Annotated in this window: 21 protein-coding genes; 13 read left to right on the top strand and 8 right to left on the bottom strand. The window is 69.6% G+C overall.

What is annotated here, in order from left to right; translation table 11 throughout:
• The first annotated feature begins 82 nt into the window (after nucleotides 1-82).
• Complete coding sequence (locus AC1Z3O_RS32105; RefSeq protein WP_483520939.1) at nucleotides 83-1,102, top strand: FAD-binding oxidoreductase; 1,020 nt, start codon at nucleotides 83-85, stop codon at nucleotides 1,100-1,102.
• Between the two features lie 124 nt (nucleotides 1,103-1,226).
• Complete coding sequence (locus AC1Z3O_RS32100) at nucleotides 1,227-1,646, top strand: FKBP-type peptidyl-prolyl cis-trans isomerase (RefSeq protein ID WP_483520938.1); 420 nt, start codon at nucleotides 1,227-1,229, stop codon at nucleotides 1,644-1,646.
• Here AC1Z3O_RS32100 and AC1Z3O_RS32095 read toward each other — a convergent pair.
• Nucleotides 1,629-2,588, bottom strand: a complete 960-nt coding sequence (locus AC1Z3O_RS32095; protein WP_483520936.1) for an AraC family transcriptional regulator — start codon at nucleotides 2,586-2,588, stop codon at nucleotides 1,629-1,631. The two genes, AC1Z3O_RS32100 and AC1Z3O_RS32095, sit on opposite strands and share 18 nt — an antisense overlap.
• 148 nt (nucleotides 2,589-2,736) lie before the next feature.
• On the opposite strand from AC1Z3O_RS32095, the gene AC1Z3O_RS32090 reads away from it, so the two are divergent.
• Nucleotides 2,737-4,218, top strand: a complete 1,482-nt coding sequence (locus AC1Z3O_RS32090) for an SLC13 family permease (protein WP_483520934.1) — start codon at nucleotides 2,737-2,739, stop codon at nucleotides 4,216-4,218.
• Nucleotides 4,219-4,224: 6 nt separating this feature from the next.
• Here AC1Z3O_RS32090 and AC1Z3O_RS32085 read toward each other — a convergent pair whose 3' ends face one another.
• Complete coding sequence (locus AC1Z3O_RS32085) at nucleotides 4,225-4,668, bottom strand: MarR family winged helix-turn-helix transcriptional regulator (protein WP_483520932.1); 444 nt, start codon at nucleotides 4,666-4,668, stop codon at nucleotides 4,225-4,227.
• Nucleotides 4,669-4,774: 106 nt separating this feature from the next.
• On the opposite strand from AC1Z3O_RS32085, the gene AC1Z3O_RS32080 reads away from it, so the two are divergent.
• From AC1Z3O_RS32080 to AC1Z3O_RS32070, 3 genes are all read left to right on the top strand, one after another.
• Nucleotides 4,775-6,316: a DHA2 family efflux MFS transporter permease subunit gene (locus tag AC1Z3O_RS32080; protein WP_483520930.1), complete on the top strand. Its 1,542-nt coding sequence runs from the start codon at nucleotides 4,775-4,777 to the stop codon at nucleotides 6,314-6,316.
• Between the two features lie 397 nt (nucleotides 6,317-6,713).
• Nucleotides 6,714-6,983, top strand: a complete 270-nt coding sequence (locus tag AC1Z3O_RS32075) for a transcriptional regulator (protein WP_483520929.1) — start codon at nucleotides 6,714-6,716, stop codon at nucleotides 6,981-6,983.
• A 55-nt stretch (nucleotides 6,984-7,038) separates the two neighbouring features.
• Nucleotides 7,039-7,776 carry a DUF6683 family protein gene (locus AC1Z3O_RS32070; RefSeq protein WP_483520927.1) on the top strand — a complete coding sequence of 246 codons (738 nt, stop codon included), beginning with the start codon at nucleotides 7,039-7,041 and terminating at the stop codon, nucleotides 7,774-7,776.
• Nucleotides 7,777-7,835: 59 nt separating this feature from the next.
• Here the strand turns inward: AC1Z3O_RS32070 and AC1Z3O_RS32065 are convergent, their stop codons facing one another.
• The 3 genes from AC1Z3O_RS32065 to AC1Z3O_RS32055 all read right to left on the bottom strand — a co-directional run bounded on the left by AC1Z3O_RS32065 (nucleotide 7,836) and on the right by AC1Z3O_RS32055 (nucleotide 9,698).
• On the bottom strand, nucleotides 7,836-8,918 hold the full coding sequence (locus AC1Z3O_RS32065; protein ID WP_483520925.1) for an SRPBCC domain-containing protein: 1,083 nt from the start codon (nucleotides 8,916-8,918) through the stop codon (nucleotides 7,836-7,838).
• Nucleotides 8,915-9,301, bottom strand: a complete 387-nt coding sequence (locus AC1Z3O_RS32060; RefSeq protein ID WP_483520923.1) for an ArsR/SmtB family transcription factor — start codon at nucleotides 9,299-9,301, stop codon at nucleotides 8,915-8,917. Before AC1Z3O_RS32060 ends, AC1Z3O_RS32065 begins: the two co-directional genes overlap by 4 nt.
• Before the next feature lie 73 nt (nucleotides 9,302-9,374).
• Nucleotides 9,375-9,698, bottom strand: coding sequence for a low molecular weight protein tyrosine phosphatase family protein (locus AC1Z3O_RS32055; RefSeq protein ID WP_483522107.1), 324 nt, complete (start codon nucleotides 9,696-9,698; stop codon nucleotides 9,375-9,377).
• 286 nt (nucleotides 9,699-9,984) lie between these two features.
• Between AC1Z3O_RS32055 and AC1Z3O_RS32050 the strand changes: the two genes are divergently transcribed.
• A complete protein-coding gene (locus AC1Z3O_RS32050; RefSeq protein ID WP_483520921.1) occupies nucleotides 9,985-10,431 on the top strand; it encodes a GFA family protein in 447 nt (148 codons plus the stop codon).
• Between the two features lie 70 nt (nucleotides 10,432-10,501).
• On the opposite strand, the gene AC1Z3O_RS32045 is transcribed toward AC1Z3O_RS32050, so the two are convergent.
• Both AC1Z3O_RS32045 and AC1Z3O_RS32040 read right to left on the bottom strand, forming a co-directional pair.
• Nucleotides 10,502-11,326: an IclR family transcriptional regulator gene (locus AC1Z3O_RS32045; protein ID WP_483520919.1), complete on the bottom strand. Its 825-nt coding sequence runs from the start codon at nucleotides 11,324-11,326 to the stop codon at nucleotides 10,502-10,504.
• Complete coding sequence (locus tag AC1Z3O_RS32040) at nucleotides 11,323-12,111, bottom strand: IclR family transcriptional regulator (protein WP_483520917.1); 789 nt, start codon at nucleotides 12,109-12,111, stop codon at nucleotides 11,323-11,325. Before AC1Z3O_RS32040 ends, AC1Z3O_RS32045 begins: the two co-directional genes overlap by 4 nt.
• Before the next feature lie 318 nt (nucleotides 12,112-12,429).
• On the opposite strand from AC1Z3O_RS32040, the gene AC1Z3O_RS32035 reads away from it, so the two are divergent.
• From AC1Z3O_RS32035 to AC1Z3O_RS32020, 4 genes are all read left to right on the top strand, one after another.
• Nucleotides 12,430-13,389 (top strand): MBL fold metallo-hydrolase, encoded by a 960-nt coding sequence (locus AC1Z3O_RS32035; RefSeq protein WP_483520915.1) that lies wholly within the window; start codon nucleotides 12,430-12,432, stop codon nucleotides 13,387-13,389.
• Nucleotides 13,390-13,442: 53 nt separating this feature from the next.
• Nucleotides 13,443-15,182: an FAD-dependent oxidoreductase gene (locus AC1Z3O_RS32030; RefSeq protein WP_483520913.1), complete on the top strand. Its 1,740-nt coding sequence runs from the start codon at nucleotides 13,443-13,445 to the stop codon at nucleotides 15,180-15,182.
• A 77-nt stretch (nucleotides 15,183-15,259) separates the two neighbouring features.
• On the top strand, nucleotides 15,260-15,469 hold the full coding sequence (locus AC1Z3O_RS32025; RefSeq protein ID WP_483520911.1) for a DUF2783 domain-containing protein: 210 nt from the start codon (nucleotides 15,260-15,262) through the stop codon (nucleotides 15,467-15,469).
• 159 nt (nucleotides 15,470-15,628) lie between these two features.
• The gene (locus AC1Z3O_RS32020) at nucleotides 15,629-16,957 is read left to right on the top strand and encodes an MFS transporter (RefSeq protein WP_483520909.1); all 1,329 of its coding nucleotides are present in this window, start codon (nucleotides 15,629-15,631) and stop codon (nucleotides 16,955-16,957) included.
• A 125-nt stretch (nucleotides 16,958-17,082) separates the two neighbouring features.
• Here the strand turns inward: AC1Z3O_RS32020 and AC1Z3O_RS32015 are convergent, their stop codons facing one another.
• Nucleotides 17,083-17,943, bottom strand: coding sequence for an IclR family transcriptional regulator (locus AC1Z3O_RS32015; RefSeq protein WP_483520907.1), 861 nt, complete (start codon nucleotides 17,941-17,943; stop codon nucleotides 17,083-17,085).
• Between the two features lie 165 nt (nucleotides 17,944-18,108).
• On the opposite strand from AC1Z3O_RS32015, the gene AC1Z3O_RS32010 reads away from it, so the two are divergent.
• Together AC1Z3O_RS32010 and AC1Z3O_RS32005 are read left to right on the top strand one after the other, a co-directional pair.
• Nucleotides 18,109-19,095 carry a Bug family tripartite tricarboxylate transporter substrate binding protein gene (locus AC1Z3O_RS32010; protein ID WP_483520905.1) on the top strand — a complete coding sequence of 329 codons (987 nt, stop codon included), beginning with the start codon at nucleotides 18,109-18,111 and terminating at the stop codon, nucleotides 19,093-19,095.
• Nucleotides 19,096-19,182: 87 nt separating this feature from the next.
• Nucleotides 19,183-21,531: a cytochrome P450 gene (locus tag AC1Z3O_RS32005; protein WP_483520903.1), complete on the top strand. Its 2,349-nt coding sequence runs from the start codon at nucleotides 19,183-19,185 to the stop codon at nucleotides 21,529-21,531.
• The last annotated feature ends 12 nt before the right edge of the window (nucleotides 21,532-21,543 follow it).

Here is a 21,543-nt window from a genome sequence, read left to right as displayed (position 1 = left end):
CGGCGGGGACCGGCGCATTGACCGTATCAAGCTGCCCGATGGGCGCTCCGCCAAGGCGGGCGCAGGGCGGGAAGGAGTGTTCGTGAAGTACAGGATCCGGATCGAGCCCGCGGGCGTGGACATCGACTGCGATGCCGGGCAGAGCCTGCTGGACGCCGCGCTGGCGCAGGGCTATTTCCCGCACCATAGCTGCCGGCGCGGCGAGTGCGGTTCGTGCCGCGTACAGCTGTTGTCCGGCGAGGTGGGCTATGCGCAAGGCCGGCGGCCGGATGGCCTGGACGGGCTGGCGCCGGACGAGTGCCTGAGCTGCCAGGCCGTGCCCCGCTCGGACGTGGTGATCCGCGCGCCGGAGGTGCTCGCCGAGCCCGGCCGGCGCGTGGTGCAGGCCAGCGCGCGCGTGCTGGAGATCACCCATGCCTGCCACGACGTCGCCGTGGTGCGGCTGCAGCTGCCGGCGTCGGCAGGTTTCCACTTCAAGGCGGGGCAATACGCCGACGTGATCCTGCGCGACGGCAGCCGCCGCAGCTATTCGATGGCAAATTCGCCGAACGCGGACGGCATCATCGAGTGGCACGTGCGCGCCATGCCAGGAGGTCGCTTCTCGCCGCATGTCTACGAGCGGCTCAAGCCGCGCGACCTGTTGCGCGTGGAAGGCCCGTTCGGCGCGTTCGGGCTCAGCGGCAATGACAGGCCGGTGGTGCTGCTGGCCTCGGGCACCGGCTTCGCGCCGCTTGCGGCCATGCTGCGCAGCCAGTCCGACATGCTGCGCCGGCGGGGTGCGGTGCTGTACTGGGGCGGACGCCGCCTGGAAGACCTCTATGCGCGCGAGGAAGCCGAGCAGTGGGCGCAGCGCAACGCCGGTTGCCGCTTCGTGCCGGTGCTGTCCGATCCCGCCCCGGGCTGGCACGGGCGCACGGGTTTCGTCCATGAAGCGGTGGTGGCCGACATTCCCGACCTGTCCGGCCACGAGGTCTATGCCTGTGGCAATCCGCTGATGGTCGATGCCGCGCGCACGGTCTATTGCCAGGATCACGGGCTGGCGACGCAGGACTTCCACAGCGATGCCTTCGTGACCCGCTGCGAGCCGCGCGAGGCGGCCTGAGCTGCAGTGCCGGGCGGATGGCGGGGGGCGGGGCGGCGGAAGGCGCGCGGTGCGGTCGAGTACACTGCCAGCTGGCCGGCGCGCAGTGCGCCGGTCTCCGTTCCATCTATAACGCCGAATGCTCATGAAACGTCTTTCGCTGCTGTTGTGCGCCTCTTCCCTGGCCTTCGCCGCCCACGCCGCCTCGCCGGCCGCGCCGGCTGCGCCGGCGGAGACCCTGCCCTCGGGCGTGACCATCCAGCACCTGGTCAAGGGCACCGGTCCTTCCCCGAAGGCCACTGACTCGGTCAAGGTGCACTACCGCGGCACGCTGCCCGACGGCACCGAGTTCGACAGCTCCTACAAGCGCGGCCAGCCGATCTCCTTCCCGCTGAACCGCGTGATTCCGTGCTGGACCGAAGGCGTGCAGAAGATGCAGGTGGGCGGCAAGGCCAAGCTGGTCTGCCCGCCGGCCACCGCCTACGGCGCGCGCGGCGTGCCGGGCACGATCCCGCCCAACGCCACGCTGAACTTCGAGGTCGAGCTGCTAGGTATCGGCGGCTGACACGTCTGAGCTGTCCGCGGTGTCCGGGGTGTCTGCCTCGGCAGCATCCGGCCATGGCGCGCCTGCCTGCCGGCGCGCCATGAAGTCGCGCGGCGCCTGGCCCAGCGCGCGCCGGAACATCGTCGAGAACGCGCCGGCATTGGCATAGCCGGTCTCGGCTGCCACGTGCGCGAGGGGCCTGCCGCGGCTCATCAGGTCGATGGCGTGCGCCAGCCGCAGCTGCTGGCGCCAGGCACCGAAGCTGGTGCGCAGTTCCTCCTGGAACAGACGCGCCAGCGTGCGCTCGCTCGCGCCCGTGCGCGTGGCCCACTGCGCCAGGCTCAGGGCGGAGCCAGGATCCTCCATCATGGCATCGCACAGCGCCTTGAGGCGGCGGTCGGCCGGCAGGGCCAGGCCGAGCGACAGCGTGGGCGCGGCAGCAAGCTCCTCCAGCAGCAGGCTGGCCGCAAGACCGCTGCGGCGCGGTCCCAGGCGCTCTGCCTGCGCCAGCGACCGCATCAATTCCCGCAGCAGTGGCGACACTTCCAGCACCGCGCAGGCGCTGGCCGACAGCGCGCAGGCATGCGGCGCGATATAGCAGGCGTAGAAATCCACGTCGCCCAGGACCGTGACCTCGTGTTCCACGCTGGGCGGAATCCACACCGCCCGCATCGGCGGCACCACCCAGGCGCAGCGGGCGGCCTGCACGCGCAGGCTGCCGTGCAGCGGGAAGGAAACCTGCGCCCAGGGGTGGCGGTGCCGCTGGATCACCGCGTTGGGCGGCGGCTCACGCAGGTAGGCGACCACCGGCAGTGCGGCGTTCGGGTGCTGGCGCGTGGTCGGTTCGTAGTCCGGCCGCGGCCTGCGCGAGGCCGGTGCTAGGCCGGCGGCTGCGGCGGCCGTGGCGGTCGCCTTATGGCGCCGCCGCGCGCCAGGCGGGGAGGGGGCGGATGCGGATGGCATGAATTCGTAAGAATTTGCCTGGGAAGTGTAACCCAGCCATCGCGCCGGGCTCTAGGATCACTCTCATCAGCAAGGCACCCGCCGCCGGGAGGCCGCCGCCGGCCGGGCTGCGGACAGGGCGGACGGGGCCGCACAGGAGATCCGCCCCATGGCTGCCATCATCGACACCCCCACCGCGCGGCCGACTGCCGCGCCGCCGCAACCCACCCGCAGCGCCGACGCGCCCGTGCCGCATGCGCCGGCCGCAGGCAATCCGGCCGACTCGCTGCGCGCCGCCGCCGCGATCGCCGCCTGCGTGGCCATCGCCTGGGGCGGCGGCACCCTTGCCGGTGCCGCCGCGCCACTCATCTGGGCGGCCGCGCTGGTGATGTCCACCGTCTGCTGCTGGGCGCTGGGCGCGCTGCCGGAACCGACCGCGACGCTGCTGTTCTTCCTGAGCGCCGTCTTGTTCCATATCGCCCCGCCCTCGGCGGTGTTCTCCGGCTTCGCCTCGCCGGCCTGGTGGCTGATGTTCGGCGGTGCCGTCACCGGGGTGGCACTGCGCGGCACCGGCCTGGCGCAGCGCCTGGCGGACGCCGTGTTCGGGCGCCACCTGGCCAGCTACCGCCAGCTCATCGCCACCATCGCGGTGAGCGCGGTCGGACTGGCCTTCCTGATGCCGTCCACCACCGGCCGCGTGCTGCTGCTGATGCCGATCGTGCTGGCCGTGGCCGACCGGCTTGGCTTCGCGCCAGGCTCCAACGGCCGCATCGGCATGGTGCTCACCGTCGCCGCGGCCAGCTATATGCCGCCGACCGCCATCCTGCCCGCCAACATCCCCAACAGCGTGCTGCTGGGCGCGGCCAGCTCGCTGTACGGCATCAACCTGAGCTATGGCGCCTACCTGCTGCTGCATTTCCCCGTGCTGGGCGTGCTCAAGACGGTGGTGCTGGTGTGGCTGGTGTGCCGGCTGTTCCCGCAGCCGGGTTCCCTGCTGGCGCAGGCGGGCGGCGCGCGCACGCCGATGGGCCGTGCCGAAAAGAAGCTGGCCCTGGTGCTGGCGCTGGCCGTGGCCGGCTTCGCCACCGATGCGCTGCACGGCATCTCGCCGGCATGGATCTCGCTGGCGGCCTGCATCATCTGCCTGCTGCCGGGCGTGGGGCTGGTGTCCTCGCGCGCGCTGGCCGAGCAGGTGCACCTGCCGCCGCTGCTGTATGTGGCGGGCTTCCTCGGCCTGGGCGCCGTGGTCGAATCGACCGGCCTGGGCAGCGCGGTAAGCGCGGCGCTGCTGCGCTGGCTGCCGCTGGCGCCGGGGCACGACGGCGCCAATGCCGCTGCCATCGGCGCGGTGGGGGCGGGCCTGGGGCTGATGACCACGCTGCCGGGGCTGCCGGCGGTGATGACGCCGCTGGCGCGCGAGCTGGCCGGCGCCACCGGGTTGCCGCTGGAGACGGTGCTGATGCTGCAGGTGCCGGTCTTCTCGACGGTGTTCCTGCCCTACCAGTCGCCGCCGATCATGATCGCCATGCAGCTCGGCGGCGTCGGCCTGCGGCACGGCACGCGGCTGTGCCTGGCGTTGGCGGCCATCACCGTGCTGGTGCTGCTGCCGCTCGACTATGGCTGGTGGCGCCTGCTGGGTTACCTGCGCTGAGCCGGGTCAGCGCTCGACGATGCCGCTCAGGTTGGCGCGCACGCGCTGCAGCAGGCCGAGCAGCTGCTCGCGCTCGTCGCGGCTGAAGCCGGCCAATGCCTCGGCGGTCACCTCGTCGCCGATGCGCCGGGCGCTGTCGAGCGAGCGCTCTGCCTTGGCCGTCATGCGCACCACACGCTCGCGGCGGTCGTCCGGATTGGCATGGCGCTCGATCCAGCCGCCTTCCTCCATGCGGTCCAGCAGGCGGCCCGCGGAGATCGGCGCCACTTCGAGCAGGTCGGCCAGGCGTGCCTGGATGATTTCGCCATGATGCGCCAGGTAGGCCAGCACGCGGCACTGGGCGCGCGTCAGGTCGAGCGAAGCGCGGGCCAGGTCGTCGAAGCGCCTGCCGGACAGGCGCCCGACATCGGCGACCAGGAAGCCAAAGCGCCTTTCGAGTTTCGTTTCCATCGCGTGATTATAAGAAAGCCCGCCGGCGCCCCCGGCTGAGACGGCTTGCCAGGTACCGGCTTCCGCTTATAATAAGCATGCTTATTATTCTCCTGCCGGACTCCCCATGTCTTCCGTGGCATTGGCGACACACCCTGAGGCGCCGCTCAACCGTCGCATGATCACGATCTCGATCATGCTTGCAACGCTGATCCAGACGCTCGACAGCACCATCGCCAACGTCGCGCTGCCGCATATGCAGGGCTCGCTGTCGGCTTCGCAGGATGAGATCACCTGGGTGCTGACCTCCTATATCGTGGCCGCGGCCATCGCCACGCCGCTGACGGGCTGGCTGTCGGACCAGCTCGGCGTCAAGCGCCTGCTCGGCATCGCCATCAGCGGCTTCACCGTGGCATCGGCCTTGTGCGGCCTGTCGGAAACGCTGACCCAGATCGTCGCCTCGCGGCTGCTGCAGGGCATCTTCGGCGCCTCGCTGGTGCCGCTGTCGCAATCGATCCTGCTGGATATCAATCCGCGCGAGAAGCAGGGCCAGGCCATGGCGGTGTGGGGCATGGGCGTGATGGTCGGCCCCATCCTCGGGCCGACGCTGGGCGGATGGCTGACCGACAGCTACAACTGGCGCTGGGTGTTCTTCATCAATGTGCCGATCGGCGCAATCGCGCTGTTCGGCGTGCTGACCTACCTGCCCCGGCGCGAACCCACGCGCAGCATGCGCTTCGACGCCTTCGGCTTCGCCACGCTGAGCCTGGCCATCGGGGCCTTCCAGGCCATGCTCGACCGCGGCGAGCAGCTTGACTGGTTCGGCTCGCTGGAGATCCGCATCGAGGCGCTGTTGGCTGCGGTCAGCTTCGCCTACTTCATCGTCCATACGGCCACCGCCGGCCCGCGCTCCTTCTTCCGCTATGAATTGCTGAAGGACCGCAATTTCACCACGGGCGCCTGCTTCATCTTCGTCATCGGGGCCGTGATGTACGCAACGCGCGCGCTGCTGCCGCCGATGCTGCAGAACCTGATGGGCTATCCGGTCGCTACCACCGGGCTGGTCACTGCACCCAGCGGCGCCGGCACCATGATCGCCATGCTGCTGGCGGGACGCATGCTGCGCTGGGTCGACGCGCGCATCCTGCTGCTGTCCGGCTTCGCCATTTCTTCGTTTGCGCTGTGGCAGATGATGCAGTACACCATCGTGCTGTCGCAAGCCGACATCGTCTGGCCCGGCATCATCCAGGGCTTCGGCCTCGGGCTGGTGTTCGTGCCGCTGAGCGCGCTGACGTTCTCGACGCTGCCCCCCGCGCTGCGCGCCGACGGTACCGCCACTTACAGCCTGATGCGCAATATCGGCAGCAGTATCGGCATTTCGCTGATCCAGACCATGCTGACGCGCAACACCCAGGTGGCGCATGCCGACCTGGCCGCGCAAGTCAGCGTGTTCAATCCGGCCGCGCAGCAGGCACTGGCGGGCGCGAGTGCACGTGACATGATGTCGCTCAACCAGCTGGTGAACCAGCAGGCCGCAATGATCGCCTACCTCGACGACTTCAAGGTGATGCTGGTGGCGACCCTGCTGGTGGCGCCGCTGATCCTGCTGATCCGGCCCACGCGCCACGAGGCGCAGGACGAGTCGGTCGCGCACGCGGCGATGGATTGAAGGGACCCGGCGCGGTCAATGGCTGCTGCCGCACTTCGCGCCGCTGTGCCAGCCGTGGGTCGTCTGCATCGGCGCGATGTCGCGTGCACAAGGTGGCGTTTCCGCATCTCGCGCCCGGCATATGGTCTCGAGTGCCTGGCTTTTCGCCATATGCAACGGCATGGGCGATCCAGCGTTTTGCCGCCTAGTACCTTGTGCATTGCCGTAGCTATGGCAACGACGAGCGCAACGACGAGCAACGACGCCTGGCGCACAGACAGGCGCTTTCTTTTCAAGGAATTTGCGGGACAAGGTACTAGTATGGATGGACCGGCGCATGCGGTGCTGCGCGCCGGCATTCCTTGATCCTGTCAGATCCATTGCCGGCGCCTGCGCGCGCGGCGCGCAGGAGGCGAGCATGGAATTGATCGAGCCTGAGGAGCGCCTGGCGTTCGAAGCCTTGCTGCTGCAACATGGCCTGCCGGCATCCGACTTCGTTCTCGAAAACACCGACACGACCGATCCCAAGGGGGATGAAAACGAGGGGCAGCGCGGCGTTGCCATGGTAACGCGCGTGTCCACGCATACCAGTCGCGAGTATCCGATCGGGTTCGAGCCGGCGTGGCTCGAGCGCTTCCGTCACGACGTCGAGGCCGGGGTCTTCGGCGGCTCGTCGCAAAGTCGCTGAAGTCCGCCGGCCGCCCGCCGCAGACAGGCGGCCGGCGCGGCCCATGGAGAGCGCGATGAAGACTCTCAAGACTGCGATGTTGGTCGGGGCCTGGCTTGGCGCAGCAGCGTGTGCGCTCGCCCATCCGGCCGACGTTGGCGGCGTCGCCGGCAGGGAAACCTACCTCGGCGTGCAGGTCGGCGGCATTCGCGCGGCAGCGGGCGCCGTGGCCGGCAGCGCGAGGCCGGCCCGCGCCGGTGCGGAAGCCGCTCCCGCAGCCTCGCTCGCCCAATTGCGCTACCGGCCTGACGCGGGCGTGCACGACCGTGTGGTCGCGCAGGTGGTCCGCTTCTTCACGCAGGGCGACGCCTCCAAGCAGCAGCAGATCGCGCGGACCCTGGACAAGGCTGACCCGCTCGGCCAGTTCGACACCCTGCTGCGCCAGCAAGGCTACGACAGCCGCAATCTCGCCGATGTCTTCACCGCCTACCTGGTGCTGTCCTGGGAGGTCGTCAACGCCGCCGATGCCATGCAGGCGCCCGAAGGGGTGCAGGCGGTGCGCGAGGCCGTGCAGCAGGCCTTCGCCGGCAATGTGCGCATGCGCACATTGCCCGATGCGGAAAAGCAGATGGTGGCAGAGACGCTGGCCTACCTGACCATGGTGGCGGTAGCCGAGCAGCGTGATCTCGCGCAGGCCGGCAGTCCTGGCGCACTGACCGAGCTGCGCGATGGCGTGCGCAAGACCGCCCACAATCTCGCCGGCATCGACCTCGGCAATATGATGCTGGGCGACGACGGCTTCAGCCCGCGCTGACGGCGCCGGCGATACGCGGCGCCGTCAGGCCGCCGGCGCGGACAGGGCGGCCACGCTTGCTAGTCCAGGCGCGGCTGGGTGGCGGTGAAGCTGGGCCGCTCGCGCATCGCCGCCTGCGCACGCCGTATTGCCGGGTACTTTTCCAGCAGGGCCGCGCCTTCGGGGAACATGCCGAGGTAGGCGAGGATAGGTGCGAGGAAAAGGTCCGCCATCGCCACTGTGCCGCCGCCCAGGTAGAGACGGTTGCCGTAGCCCTGCTCCAGCGCGGCCAGGTGCTTGTCGATGTCCGGCTGCGCGGCCTCGATCACGGCGCGGTCGGGCTGTCCGTCCGCGCCCTTCGGGAAGACGTACTGCAGCACGTAGCGGCGCACCATGGCGTCATAGGCATGGCAGGCGATCACGCTGACCCATTGTTCGTCGCGGGCGCGCGCCGTGATGCCGCCCTGTGCCAGCAGGCTGGTGCCCTCGAAGGCCTCCTCGATATAGCCCAGGATCGCACGCGTCTCATACAGCGCGATGGGGCCGTCGCAGAAGACGGGAATGCGGCCGAACGGGTTGTACGCGAGCACCTCCGGCGAGTGCGGCGGCACCGGCTGCAGCGTGTAGGCCACGCCCTTTTCGGCGAGCGCCATGCGCACCGTGCGGCAGAAGCTGCTGCGCGGGTCGCCGATCACCGTGACGGTGCCCGCGCTGCCGGCTGGGTCGAGCAGGTCGCTGAGGCGGTTGAACACCGAGTTCCAGCCGGACTGGTGGCTGTCGCGCTCGGCCGCTTCCGGGAAGCCGCTGTGCCGCATATGCAGCCGGGTGCCGCCTTCCGCGTTGGTCAGCGTGACTTCGATCAGGGTCTTGAGGTCCGACGGCAGCGGACCGTTCTCCCAGGTCCAGGTGTAGGCCAGGAAGTCGGCCCGGTTGACCGACTGGTACTCGCCGCCGACGGCGTAGCGCGAGCCGTCGCGCGCGCCCATCACGATGCGGTAGCGTCCGCCCACGCGTGCGTCGGCGCTGGCCTCCAGCACGCGCATGCCGCGCGGGCAATGCCAGGCTGCCAGTGCGGCCTGGTCGGTGAAGGCATCGAAGACTTTCTCGCGCGGGGCGCGGATGAAGCGCTCCATTTGCAATTCAAAGGTGGCAGCTTGGGTCATGGCTTGTTTCCTCGTGTCTTGCTTCCGTTAGCGCGGCCGCGTTTGGCGGGGCCCGCCGCGCGGGTACCTTCGACGAACTCGACGAGCCGGTCGAGATTGCCTTCCCAGTGGCGGCGATAGGTTTCCAGCCAATCGTGGGCATCGCGTAGAGCCCCGGCACGCAGGTGGCAGATGCGCCAGCGCGCGCTGACTTCCCGCTCGATCAGGCCGGCGTCGGCAAGCACGCGCAAGTGCTTCGATACGGCCGGCGCCGACATGGCAAAAGGCCGCGCCAGTTCCGTCACCGGCGCCTCGCCTTCGGCCAGGCGGGCCAGGATGGCGCGGCGGGTCGGGTCGGCCAGGGCGGCGAAGATGGTCGAAAGGGTGTCGTCGGGGGAGGGCATGTTTCTCATTTAACTTGTTGGTTAAATGAAAGTCAAGGATGGATTGCGGCACATGCGCGCTTCAGCGGCGCATTCAGCGGCGCAGGTAGGCGCCCGCCTTGCGCTCCAGCAGCGCCACGAGTTCGGGCTGCATGAAGGCGTAGCAATCGGGGATGTCGAGGCAGACCACGCGCTTGCCGAGCAGCAGCGGGCCGAAGCGCTGCGCCAGCAGCGTGCTGTGCGCACGCTCCATGACGAAGACGATGTCGGCCCAGGCGAGCTGTTCGCCGGACAGCGGCACGACGGCGCTTGGCTCCAGTCCGGCCGAGTCGGTCTCGACGCCGGGCCACGAGGCGAAGACCGTCTCGGCGGTAGGGCTGCGCAGCCGGTTCTGGCTGCAGAGGAAGAGGGCGTGCACGGTGGAGGTGAAGGCGCTTGCGAGGCGTTCTTGGGCAGCGAAGAACGCCAGCAGATATGGCGCGGCCACGTCCTGAGTATAGTTCCACCCGCGCTCCGGGCACGGCCGGAATCCGTGCCTTTGCCGCAGGACGTGTCATTGCCCGCTGCCGCGGCGGCGGAACCTCATGCGTCGGCCAGCGTCTCAAGCAGGGCCTTCGCGGGTTTGCTCCGCCGCGGCGGCCCGCACCTTCTGCACACGTGCATCCGTGCACTCATGCTTCTGAATCCGACGAGGAGGATTTGCAGTGCCCAGTCCTGATTCCATCACCTGCCTGTGCGGCGCCACCGAATTGCGCCTGCGCGCGCAGCCCGCCGCGCGCGCGAACTGTCATTGCGCATCCTGCCGCGACTTCTACGCGACCGCCATGCTGTCAGCAACGGCCTGGCATGCCGACGATGTGAGCCTGGCGCGCGGAACCCTGTCGCACTTCGCCCATCCGAGCAAGCGCCTGTCGCGCGCGTTCTGCGCGGCCTGCGGCGAAACGCTCTATGGCACCAACCGGCTCGGCATGCGCGTGATTCCCAATGCGGTGATGGCGCGTGCGGCGGGCGGCAGCCTGCCGGCGGCGCTGCAGCCGGCTATGCACCTGTTCTACCGCGAGCGCGTGATCGATATCGACGACGCCTTGCCGAAGTACCTCGATGGCTGGGACGGTCCGCTGTACGAGGCGGAAGGGGCGGCGTCCCGCTAGAGCGCAGGAAGGAGGAAGGCGCCGGCCCGTCCGTCGGGGCCGGCCGGCGCATCGCGCGCTGCGTGGTGCCTCAGCCTGCCTCGGCAGGCGCGCCGAATCGCCACGACAGGCGCTGCGCCGCTTGCCCCAGCAGCGCTGCCGTCGGGCTGCCGGTGCCGCTGTCGAAGCTGCCCGTGCTGCCCATCACGGCGATCACCAGCGCCAGGCTGCCGGTGTGGTCGAACACGGGCGCGGCCAGCGTGTCGATGCCGGGCACCGGGCGCCCCTGTGCATTGTCGATGCGCTGCGCGCGGATGGTGGCCAGCCGCTGCGCATAGTCGTCCGGCGGTGTGCCGCCGGCCATGCGCAGCGCGTCCTGCAGCAGGCTCTCGGCCAGCACGTCGGCCGGCAGCCAGGCCGCGCAGACCCGGCCGATCGCGGTGTTGACGAGCGACATCACGGTCCCCACGCGCAGGCTGACGTGCTGCGGGCGGGCGGCTTCCTCCAGCCGTACCACGGTCGGGCCCAGCGGCCCGAGCACGGCCATCGCCACGCTGAGGCCGGTGGCGCCCGCCAGTTCGATCACCTCGGGTTCGGCTTCGCGCGCGGGGGACAGGCGCTGCAGCGCGATCAGGCCCAGCTCCAGGCTGAGCGGCCCGGCCAGGAAGTCGCCGTCGGCATCGCGCGCGAGCAGGCCGATCTTCTGCAGGCTGACCAGGTGCGGGAAGGCCTTGGCCGGCGCCATGCCGGCTGCGCGCGCCAGGTCGGACAAGGGCAGCGGCCGCCCGGCCGCGACCAGCGCGGCCAGCAGCTGGCCGGTATTGTCCAGTGACTGGATGCCGCGCTGCGGCTTGGCGCCTTCGGCCGTGTTCTCGTCGGCCGAATTGTCGGTGGCCGGGGGGCTGGCCTTCGTCATGCCGCTTCCTCCGTCGGGATCTGCGCGCCGATGTCCGCCGCGGTGGCCAGCAGCGCATGCGCGACAGGACCTTGCCAGGCGACCTCGATGGCGCCGGTCGAGCCGATCGCCGTCAGCAGCAGGCGCAGTTGACCGGAGGGATCGCGCACCGGCACGGCCAGGCTGCTGACGCCGGGGCTGGGCGCATCGACGGCGCGCTCGATGCCGCGCGACCGGATCTCGGCCAGCGCCGCGCCGAAGCCGGCATTGGGCACGCCGCCGATCTGCTGGGCCCACGCCGACTGCCAGCGCGCTTCGGGCAGGAAGGCGCAGAAGGCGCGCCCGGTGGCGGTGGCGGGCAGCGACATCAGCGTGCCCACGTGCAGGTTGATGTGCAGCGGCGTGCCGGCATGCGCATAGCGCACGATGGTCGGGCCGCGCGGCGATACGCTGCAGATCGCCACGCTGAAGTGGATCGCTGCGGCCAGCGCATCCACGCGCGGCACCGCCGCACGGTAGGCAGGGTCATGGTCCAGCCGCAGCATGCCGAGCTGGAGCGCGAGGGGGCCCGGCTCGTAGCGCCCGGACAGATGGTCGCGCTTGATCAGGCCCAGTCGCGTCAGGCTGACCAGGTAGGCGTGCGCCTGGGCTGGTGTCACCTGGGCCTGCGCCGCCAGTTCGGCCAGCGCCAGCGGCCGGCGTGCGTCGGCCAGCGCGCGCAGGAAGCGTCCGCCCACCTCCACGCTCTGTATGCCGCGCTGCGCCTTGTCTGCGCCGGCGGCCGTCCGCTCCTCTGCTGTCGCCATGCTCTCCCCGTTCGAAAGCCCAGATAGTAATCGATGGTCCCGCCGGCACCGTCGGCAGGGACCGAAGCGATCCGCAGGCCTGGGGTTTTCCCTTGGTTTTGGCGTCCCGGTGGCGTCTCGGCCGCCGCATCTGTCATTTTAGTCATAGGCAACATAATTTGTTATTGACTAAAATAAGCTGCTTTCCTAAGATGCCTCTACCCCGATACCGGTGCAGTCACAGAGTCAATACGGGGCGAGACAGTCCCCCCGTGTGACCGGCCGCAAGGCCAAGGCAAACACGCTGTCCGCCTCGATTCAACCTAGAGAGAGGCAAGCATGGCAAAAGCATTCGCATCCCAGGCCGACCTGGAAGCCAAGAAGGTCACCTTCACCCAGCTCTCCGAGAACGCCTACGCGTACACCGCCGAAGGCGATCCCAATTCCGGCGTGATCATCGGCGACGACGGCGTGATCATCGTCGACACCACGGCCACGCCCGCGATGGCGCAGGACCTGATCGCCAAGATCCGCTCGGTCACCGACAAGCCCATCAAGTACGTCGTGCTGTCGCACTACCACGCGGTGCGCGTGCTGGGCGCCTCGGCCTACTTTGAAGAAGGCGCGGAGCAGGTCATCGCCAGCCGCGGCACCTACGAAATGATCGTGGAGCGCGGCGAAGCCGACATGAAGTCGGAGATCGAGCGCTTCCCGCGCCTGTTCGCCGGCGTCGAGACCGTGCCGGGCCTGACCTGGCCGACCCTCGTGTTCGACAAGGAAATCACGCTCTTCCTGGGCAAGCTGGAAGTGCGCATCGCCCACCTGGGCTCGGGCCACACCAAGGGCGACACCGTGGTCTGGCTGCCCTCGCAGAAGGTGCTGTTCTCCGGCGACCTGGTCGAGTACGACGCCGCCTGCTACTGCGGCGACGCGCAGCTGGCCGAGTGGCCCGCCACGCTGGACGCGCTGGCCGCGCTCAATGCCGAGAAGCTGGTGCCCGGCCGCGGCCCCGCGCTGACCACGCCCGAGGAAGTGAGCAAGGGCATCGCCTACACCAAGGACTTCGTCACCACGCTGTTCCAGGCCGGCAAGGAAGCCGTGGCCGAGCGCCTGGACCTGAAGGCCGCGATGGCGCACACCCGCAAGTCGATGGACCCGAAGTTCGCCCAGGTCTTCATCTACGAGCACTGCCTGCCCTTCGACGTGTCGCGCGCCTATGACGAGGCCAGCGGCATCCAGCATCCGCGCATCTGGACGGCCGAGCGCGACAAGGAGATGTGGTCCGCGCTGCAGAGCTGAGGCAGCCGCAGCAGCCAGGAATTGCCGAGAAGAGAGTGGACGGAGACACCAGCATGAGCATCGACTACCAGCGCCTGACGTTCGAGTACCAGCCCTGCCAGGAGCAGCGTGAGCAGGGCGCGGAAGGCACCATCCATCCCGTCGTCGTGGTCGGCGCCGGCCCGATCGGGCTGGCCACCGCCATCGACCTGGCACGCCAGGGCGTGCCGGTCGTGCTGGTTGACGATGATTGCACGCTGTCCAGCGGTTCGCGTGCGATCTGCTTTGCCAAGCGCACGCTGGACATCTTCGACCGCCTGGGCTGCGGCGAGCGCATGGTCGAGAAGGGCGTGCGCTGGAACCTGGGCAAGGTCTTCCTGCGCGATGAACAGGTCTATGCCTTCGACCTGCTGCCGGAGGAGGGCCATCACCGGCCCGCCTTCATCAACCTGCAGCAGTACTACCTGGAGGGTTACCTGCTCGAGCGCGCGAGCGAGCTGCCCAATGTGGAGGTGCGCTGGAAGAACAAGGTGGTGGGCATCGAGCAGCGCCAGTCCGGCACGCCCGCGGCCCATGTGGTGCTGACGATCGAAACGCCGGACGGCAGCTACACGCTGGCCGCGCGCTACGTGGTGGCGGCCGACGGCTCGCGCAGCCCGGTGCGCAACCTGATGGGGCTCGACAGCAAGGGCCGCACCTTCAAGGACCGCTTCCTGATCGCCGACGTGAAGATGGAGGTGGACTTCCCCAGCGAGCGCTGGTTCTGGTTCGACCCACCGTTCCATCCGAACCAGTCGGTGCTGCTGCACCGGCAGCCGGACAACGTCTGGCGCATCGACTTCCAGCTCGGCTGGGACGCCGACCCGGTGCTGGAGAAGACCCCGGAGAGAGTCATCCCGCGCGTGCAGGCGCTGCTGGGGCCGGACGCGAAATTCGAGCTGGAGTGGGTCAGCGTCTATACCTTTTCCTGCCTGCGCATGGACAGCTTCCGCCACGGCAATGTGCTGTTCGCCGGTGACTCCGCGCACGGCGTGTCGCCCTTCGGCGCGCGCGGTGCCAACAGTGGCGTGCAGGACGCGGAGAACCTGGCCTGGAAGCTGGCCTATGTGCTCGACGGCCGCGCGCCGGACAACCTGCTGGATACCTATGCCAGCGAGCGCGAGTATGCCGCGGACGAGAATATCCTCAACTCGACCCGGGCCACGGACTTCATCACGCCCAAGAGCCCCGTCAGCCGGCTCTTCCGTGACGCTGTGCTGTCGCTGGCCAAGCACCACGCCTTCGCGCGGCAGCTGGTCAACAGCGGTCGCCTGTCGGTGCCCGCCGTGCTGCGCGGATCGCCGCTGAACACGGCCGATGCCGACACTTTCGCCGGCGAGATGGCGCCGGGCGCCGTCTGCGCCGATGCGCCGGTGAGCGGCCCGCAGGGCGACGCCTGGCTGCTGGGCAGCCTGGGCGATGCCTTCACGCTGCTGGTGTTCGGCACGCCCGAGCGGCTGGATGCCGGCACGGTGCGCGCGCTGCAGTCGCTGCCGCTCAAGCCAGTCTTCGTCACCGCCGGCGCCGACGCGGCACAGGCCCAGGCGCAGGCCGCGTGGCCGGGCGCCACGGTGCTGGGCGACGCCCAGGGCCTGGCGGCCCGCCGCTACGACGCACAGCCGGGCACGCTCTACCTGATCCGGCCCGACCAGCATGTCTGCGCGCGCTGGCGCCGTGTCGACGCGGCGGCGGTCTCGGCCGCGCTGCGGCGCGCGACCGGGCTGGCACCGGCGGATGCCGGCGCGGCCGGCCAGCCCGCGCTGGCGACCGCATAAGGGCAGGGCTGCCGCGCCAGCCGCGGCAGCCCGTGCCGGAACCGAGGCAATCCGCAGCAACCGAGCGAGACATGACGATGGCAGTCAATACCCAACCCAACCTGAGCCGGCCCGACGACTTCTACGAAGCCCTGATCGACATGCACCGCGACCTGGACGAGGCACAGAGCCAGGCCGCCAATGCGCAGTTGATCCTGCTGCTGGCCAACCACATCGGCGCTCACGACACGCTGCTCGCGGCCATGCGCCTGGCGCGCGAGGGCGCGCTGGCGCAGCGCGCCGCCTGACAGCGCGCCGGTCGCAACTGCGACGACGGCGACCGACGACCACGGCGGCCGCGCAAGCGGCGCGCCGGCCGGGGCAACACGCCCCGGCGTCCCCGCCCAGACGCTCAAGACGTAGGCGGAACGGCCCTGCACGGGCCTGCCCCCAACCGGAGACTTTCCATGCTGCATTCCCATGCCGCTGGGGCCGTTGCGCCCCAGGCTAACGCCGTGCCCGACGAAGACGCGCTCTACCGCAAGGTGTGGCTGCGCATCATCCCCTTTCTCTTCGTCTGCTACGTGGTGTCCTTCCTGGACCGCATCAATATCGGCTTCGCCCAGCTGCAGATGAAGCAGGACCTCGGCTTCAGCGACGCCATGTACGGCCTGGGCGCTGCGGTCTTCTACGTCGGCTACGTGCTGTGCGAAGTGCCCAGCAATATGCTGCTGGCGCGCTTCGGCGCGCGCCGCACCTTCACCCGCATCATGCTGCTGTGGGGCCTGGCCTCGGTCTGCATGATGCTGGTCTCGAAGCCGACGCACTTCTACGTGCTGCGCTTTCTGCTGGGCGTGTTCGAGGCCGGCTTCTTCCCCGGCATCGTGCTCTACCTGACCTACTGGTTCCCGGCGCGGCGGCGCGCCGCGGTGATGGCCATCTTCTTCGCCGGCGTGGCCGTGGCGGGCGTGCTCGGCGGCCTGGTATCCGGCTGGATCATGCGCGATTTCGCCGGCGTGCTCGGCCTCTACGGCTGGCAGTGGATGTTCGCCATCGAAGGCGCGCCGGCGGTGCTGCTCGGCCTGGTGGCGGCGGTCTACCTGGTCGACGGGCCGCAGCAGGCGAGCTGGTTGTCGGAGCCGGAGAAGCGCTTCCTGCTTGCGCAGCACGAGGACAGCGGCCAGGCCGCGCACGCGCACTCCACGCGCGCGCTGCGGCAAGCGCTGGCCAATCCGCGCGTGCACCTGTTCGCCTTCATCTACTTCGCGCTGACCTGCGGCTCGCTGACCCTGAGCTTCTGGATGCCGCTGATGATCCGCGATTTCGGCATCCGAGACGTGGTCTCGGTCAGCCTGTACTCGGTCGTGCCCAACGCGATCGGCGCGGTCGGCCTGTTCCTGATCGCCCGCCATTCGGACCGGCGCGCCGAGCGGCATCGCCACTTCCTCTTCTGCACCGTGGGCGGGGCACTGGCGCTCGCCGCGCTGACGCTGCACCTGCCGAGCTTCGGCGCCATGCTCGCGCTGCTGTCGCTGGCCTGCGTGCTGATCTTCGCCGCCCTGCCGATCTTCTGGGCGCTGCCGCCCAGCCACCTGCCCGCGGGCACGGCGGCGACCGGTATCGCCTTCATCAGCAGCATCGGCATCACCAGCGGCATCGTCAGCCCCTGGGTGATCGGCCAGATCAAGACGGCGACCGGCAGCATGGACAACGCGCTCTACCTGCTGGCCGCGCTGCTGGTCGCCAGCGGCTTGGCGATGTGGCTGGGCGTGCCGCGCGCGCCTGAGCGCGGCTGAAGTCCGCCGGGACCGGGCGCCGGTCCTCGGTGGGCCAGCCTGCTGGACAATGCGCCCGGATCTCAAAACGTGAGCGAGGCGGCCGCTCACGTCCTTTCATCCCGATCGCGCGGCTATTCGTGCGCCTATTCGTCCTCTGCGCTGCCTCGGTCGGCGTACCCCAGCTCGCGGCTGACCGCCAGCGCCTCTTCCCGCAGCGCGGCGGCGATCGGCCCGTCCAGCGCCGGATCGAAGCCACCGGTCGCCCCCAACGCCGTCATCACCGCGCACAGGTGGCCGTTGTAATCGAACACCGGCGCGGCGATGGCGCTGATGCCTTTCAGGTTGGTGTCCTTCACCGCCGCGCAGCCTGCCGCGCGCACGGCTTGCCGTAGCTGGCCGATCGGGTCGCGCGGATCGAGCAGGGCCAGCTGTTCGGTTGTTGCCTGCGCCAGTTCGTCGGCTGCCAGCGCGCGCACGCGCGCTTCATCGATCATGCCCAGGAAGACGCGGCCGGTGGCGGACCACAGCATCGACAAGACCGAGCCCACTCTCACATTTACCGTCACCGGCAGCCCCGGCTCCTCGAAGCGCACGATGGTCGGGCCCTTGTTGCCCATTACCGCGATGAAGCAGGTGACCTCCAGCCGCTCGCGCAAGCGGATCAGCGAGGCTTCGGCCAGCCGGATCGGGTCGGCCTGGCGCATGGCGGCCAGGCCGATCTGCAGGGCTTCCAGCCCTAGCCGGTAAAGCTGGCTGCCGGCCTGCTGCACCACCAGTCCTTCCTCGACCAGGCTGACCAGGTAGCGGTGCACCTTGGCCGGGCTCTCGTCGACCTGCGCGGCCAGCGCGGTCAGGCTGGCCTGTCCGCCCAGGCGCGCCAGCGCCTTGAGCACGGCCATGCCGGTGGCGGCGGATTGCACGCGCTGGCGGCGCTCGCGCGGGCGGGCGGTGTCGCCGTCACCCGTGCCAGCTGTCTTTGCCACACGGCTTGTGGATGGGCTCATCGTTTCCTTCACTGCGGTCGAAAGCGTCCGGGCGTCCAGATGCGCCCAGGTAAACCCCGAAGTCTACCCGCTATATCAAGTTACGCAATGCGTATATTATTTACGCAAAACGAGTTTCCGCGCCATCGTCGAGCGCGGACCGATACCAGGAAGCGAGGAGACACCATGAACAAGACCCGGGGCTGCATCGTCGGCCTGCTGACGTTTTCCCTGCTGGGCGCGGCCGCTGTGCGTGCCGACACGCGCGCCGACGGCTATCCGGCCAAGCCCATCCGCTGGGTGGTGCCCTACGCTGCGGGCGGCGGTTCGGACTTCCTGGCGCGCACCATCGGCCAGGGGCTGTCGACGCGCGTCGGCAAGCCGGTGCTGGTGGACAACAAGCCGGGCGGCAATACCGCGATCGGCGCGGCGGAGACGGCGCACTCGCCCGCCGATGGCTATACCGTGCTGTCGGCCGACAATGGCACCCTGGTCTTCAATCCGGCTCTCTACAAGACGCTGAGCTACAACCCGGGCAAGGACTTCGCGCCGGTCACCCTGATGGGCCGCTTCCCGATGATCCTGGTGGTGGGGCCCGCTTCGCAGGCCAAGACCGTGCAGGACTTCATCGCCCAGGCCAAGGCGAACCCAGCCGGCGTCAACTACGGCTCGGCAGGCGCGGGTAGCCCCCATCACCTGGCCATGGAACTGCTGAAGGTGGAAGCGGGGCTGAACATGACGCATGCGCCGTATCGCGGCGCGGCGCCGGCGCTGTCCGACGTGGCCGCCGGCCAGATTCCCGCCATGATGGTCGACTACGCTGCAGGCGCGGCCTTCATCAAGGCCGGCAAGGTGCGCCCGCTGGCCGTGGCCAACGCCGTGCGCCTGCCGCAGCTTCCCGACGTGCCGACCTTCGCCGAGGTGGGCTACCGTCACGTGGAGGCTGCCGCGCTGGTCGGCATGGTGGTGCCGGCGGGTACGCCGCCCGAGGTGGTCAACGTGCTGAACCGGCAGGTGGTCGCGGCCATCAAGGAGCCGGCCATCAACAAGCGCCTGGTCGACTTCGGCGTCGAGCCGGTGGGTAACAGCCCGGCCGAGTATGCGGATCTGCTGCGCACGGAGACGGCGCGCTGGCACAAGCTGATCCGCGACCTGAAGATCACGCTCGACTGATCCGCCGCAGCGGCCCGGTCGCCCAGGCCGCCCAACTTGCCCAGGCCGCCCGAGAGGCGGCCCGTTCCATTCCGCAGGAGCCATGCCATGTCCGACGCCGCCACGCCATCGCCCGGGCGCTGCCCGTTCCACAAGCCGTCGCCGGCCGCGCAGCACGCCTCGGGCGGCTGCCCGGTCAGTCCTATGGCCGCCGCCTTCGACCCCTTTTCCGACGGCTACCAGCAAGACCCGCCGGAATACGTGCGCTGGGCGCGGGAGCAGGAGCCGGTGTTCTACAGCCCGCTGCTCGGTTATTGGGTGGTGACGCGCTTCGAGGACATCAAGGCGGTCTTCCGCGACAACCTGACCTTCAGCCCGGCCATCGCGCTGGAGAAGATCACGCCGACCGGCCCCGAGGCCAATGCCGTGCTGGCCTCGTACGGCTACGCGATGAACCGTACCCTGGTCAACGAGGACGAGCCTGCCCACATGCCGCGCCGGCGCGCCCTGATGGCGCCGTTCACCCCTGAGGAACTGAAGCACCACGAGCCCATGGTGCGCCGGCTGGCGCGCGAGTATGTGGACCGCTTCATCGACGACGGCCGTGCGGACCTGGTCGACCAGATGCTGTGGGAGGTGCCCTTGACCGTGGCCCTGCACTTCCTCGGCGTGCCCGAGGAAGACATGGACACGCTGCGGCGCTATTCGATCGCCCACACGGTCAATACCTGGGGCCGGCCGCGGCCGGAGGAACAGGTGGCGGTGGCGCACGCCGTCGGCAACTTCTGGCAGCTGGCCGGCAAGATCCTGGACAAGATGCGCCAGGATCCGGACGCGCCGGGCTGGATGCAGTACGGCATCCGCAAGCAGAAGGAGATGCCCGAGGTGGTGACCGACTCCTACCTGCACTCGATGATGATGGCGGGCATCGTGGCCGCGCACGAGACCACGGCCAATGCCACCGCCAATGCGGTCAAGCTGCTGCTGCAGCATCCCGATGCCTGGCGCGAGATCTGCGAAAACCCCGGACTGATTCCCAATGCCGTGGAGGAGTGCCTGCGCCACAACGGCTCGGTGGCGGCATGGCGCCGCCTGGTCACGCGCGACGCCACGGTAGGCGGCGTGCCGCTGCCGGCAGGCGCCAAGCTGCTGATCGTCACCTCCTCGGCCAATCACGACCAGGGCCATTTCGATGATGCGGACCTGTTCGATATCCGCCGCGACAACGCCAGCGACCACCTCACCTTCGGCTACGGCTCGCACCAGTGCATGGGCAAGAACCTGGCGCGCATGGAGATGCAGATCTTCCTGGAAGAGCTGACGCGGCGCCTGCCGCATATGCGCCTGGCCGAGCAGCGCTTCACCTATGTGCCCAACACGTCCTTCCGCGGCCCCGAGCACCTTTGGGTGGAATGGGACCCGAGCCGCAATCCCGAGCGCGCCAGCCCGTCGCTGCTGGCCGAGCAGTCGCCGGTGCGCATCGGCGAGCCGAGCCGCCACGCCATCAGCCGGCCCGTGGTGGTGGACAGCGTGACACCAGCCGCCCAAGGCGTGCTCCGCCTGCGCCTGCGCGCCGCCGATGGCCGGCCGCTGCCACGCTGGTCGCCCGGCGCGCACATCGACGTCGATTGCGGCGACACCGGCCTGTCGCGCCAGTATTCGCTGTGCGGCGACCCGGCCGAGGCGGACCTGCTGGAGATTGCTGTGCTCAAGGAGCCGGACGGCCGTGGCGGTTCGCGCTGGATCCACGAGCAGCTCAAGGCGGGGGACCGGCTGACCATGCGCGGGCCGCGCAACCATTTCCGTCTCGACGAGGGCTGCCGGCGGGCCATCTTCATCGCAGGGGGCATCGGCATCACCCCGATCAGCGCGATGGCGCGCCGCGCGCGCGAACTGGGCATCGACTACCAGTTGCACTACAGCGGCCGCTCGCGCTCGGCAATGGCATTGCTCGACGAACTGGCGGCCCTGCACGGCGAGCGCCTGCGGGTCTACGCGGGCGATGAAGGCGCGCGCAATGACTTTGCCGCCCTGCTGGCGGGCGCGGACGCCGAAACGCAGGTCTACGCCTGCGGACCGGTACGCATGCTGGATGCGCTACAGGCCGGCTGCGCCTCGCTGCCCGAGGACGCGCTCAGGATCGAGCATTTCCACGGCAGCGGGAGTACGCTGGATCCCGCCCGCGAGCGGCCGTTCACGGTGGAGCTGAAGGACTCGGGCCTGGTGGTGGAGGTGCCTGCGGACCAGACCCTGCTGGCCACCTTGCGGCGGGCCAATATCGATGTCCAGAGCGATTGCGAGGAAGGGCTGTGCGGCTCCTGCGAAGTGCGCGTCCTGTCGGGCAAGGTCGATCACCGAGACGTGGTGCTGACGCGCGCGGAGCGCGAGGCCAATGGCCGCATGATGGCATGCTGCTCGCGCGCCTGCCCGGGCGAGCGCATCGTGCTGGAACTGTAAGGCGTGCCCTGG

The sequence above is a fragment of the Cupriavidus sp. 09_S30 genome, assembly GCF_056930435.1.
The sequence above is the reverse complement of the archived record's forward strand: the minus strand, read 5'-3'. Positions and strand labels throughout refer to the sequence as shown.

Bases quoted from the DNA above. Each gene is read 5' to 3' on its own strand.
- AC1Z3O_RS32100 (WP_483520938.1), top strand. From the start codon at position 1,227: ATGAAACGTCTTTCGCTGCTGTTGTGCGCCTCTTCCCTGGCCTTCGCC.
- AC1Z3O_RS32095 (WP_483520936.1), bottom strand. From the start codon at position 2,588: ATGCCATCCGCATCCGCCCCCTCCCCGCCTGGCGCGCGGCGGCGCCAT.
- AC1Z3O_RS32090 (WP_483520934.1), top strand. From the start codon at position 2,737: ATGGCTGCCATCATCGACACCCCCACCGCGCGGCCGACTGCCGCGCCG.
- AC1Z3O_RS32085 (WP_483520932.1), bottom strand. From the start codon at position 4,668: ATGGAAACGAAACTCGAAAGGCGCTTTGGCTTCCTGGTCGCCGATGTC.
- AC1Z3O_RS32080 (WP_483520930.1), top strand. From the start codon at position 4,775: ATGTCTTCCGTGGCATTGGCGACACACCCTGAGGCGCCGCTCAACCGT.
- AC1Z3O_RS32075 (WP_483520929.1), top strand. From the start codon at position 6,714: ATGGAATTGATCGAGCCTGAGGAGCGCCTGGCGTTCGAAGCCTTGCTG.
- AC1Z3O_RS32070 (WP_483520927.1), top strand. From the start codon at position 7,039: ATGAAGACTCTCAAGACTGCGATGTTGGTCGGGGCCTGGCTTGGCGCA.
- AC1Z3O_RS32065 (WP_483520925.1), bottom strand. From the start codon at position 8,918: ATGACCCAAGCTGCCACCTTTGAATTGCAAATGGAGCGCTTCATCCGC.
- AC1Z3O_RS32060 (WP_483520923.1), bottom strand. From the start codon at position 9,301: ATGCCCTCCCCCGACGACACCCTTTCGACCATCTTCGCCGCCCTGGCC.
- AC1Z3O_RS32045 (WP_483520919.1), bottom strand. From the start codon at position 11,326: ATGACGAAGGCCAGCCCCCCGGCCACCGACAATTCGGCCGACGAGAAC.
- AC1Z3O_RS32040 (WP_483520917.1), bottom strand. From the start codon at position 12,111: ATGGCGACAGCAGAGGAGCGGACGGCCGCCGGCGCAGACAAGGCGCAG.
- AC1Z3O_RS32035 (WP_483520915.1), top strand. From the start codon at position 12,430: ATGGCAAAAGCATTCGCATCCCAGGCCGACCTGGAAGCCAAGAAGGTC.
- AC1Z3O_RS32030 (WP_483520913.1), top strand. From the start codon at position 13,443: ATGAGCATCGACTACCAGCGCCTGACGTTCGAGTACCAGCCCTGCCAG.
- AC1Z3O_RS32025 (WP_483520911.1), top strand. From the start codon at position 15,260: ATGGCAGTCAATACCCAACCCAACCTGAGCCGGCCCGACGACTTCTAC.
- AC1Z3O_RS32020 (WP_483520909.1), top strand. From the start codon at position 15,629: ATGCTGCATTCCCATGCCGCTGGGGCCGTTGCGCCCCAGGCTAACGCC.
- AC1Z3O_RS32015 (WP_483520907.1), bottom strand. From the start codon at position 17,943: ATGAGCCCATCCACAAGCCGTGTGGCAAAGACAGCTGGCACGGGTGAC.
- AC1Z3O_RS32010 (WP_483520905.1), top strand. From the start codon at position 18,109: ATGAACAAGACCCGGGGCTGCATCGTCGGCCTGCTGACGTTTTCCCTG.
- AC1Z3O_RS32005 (WP_483520903.1), top strand. From the start codon at position 19,183: ATGTCCGACGCCGCCACGCCATCGCCCGGGCGCTGCCCGTTCCACAAG.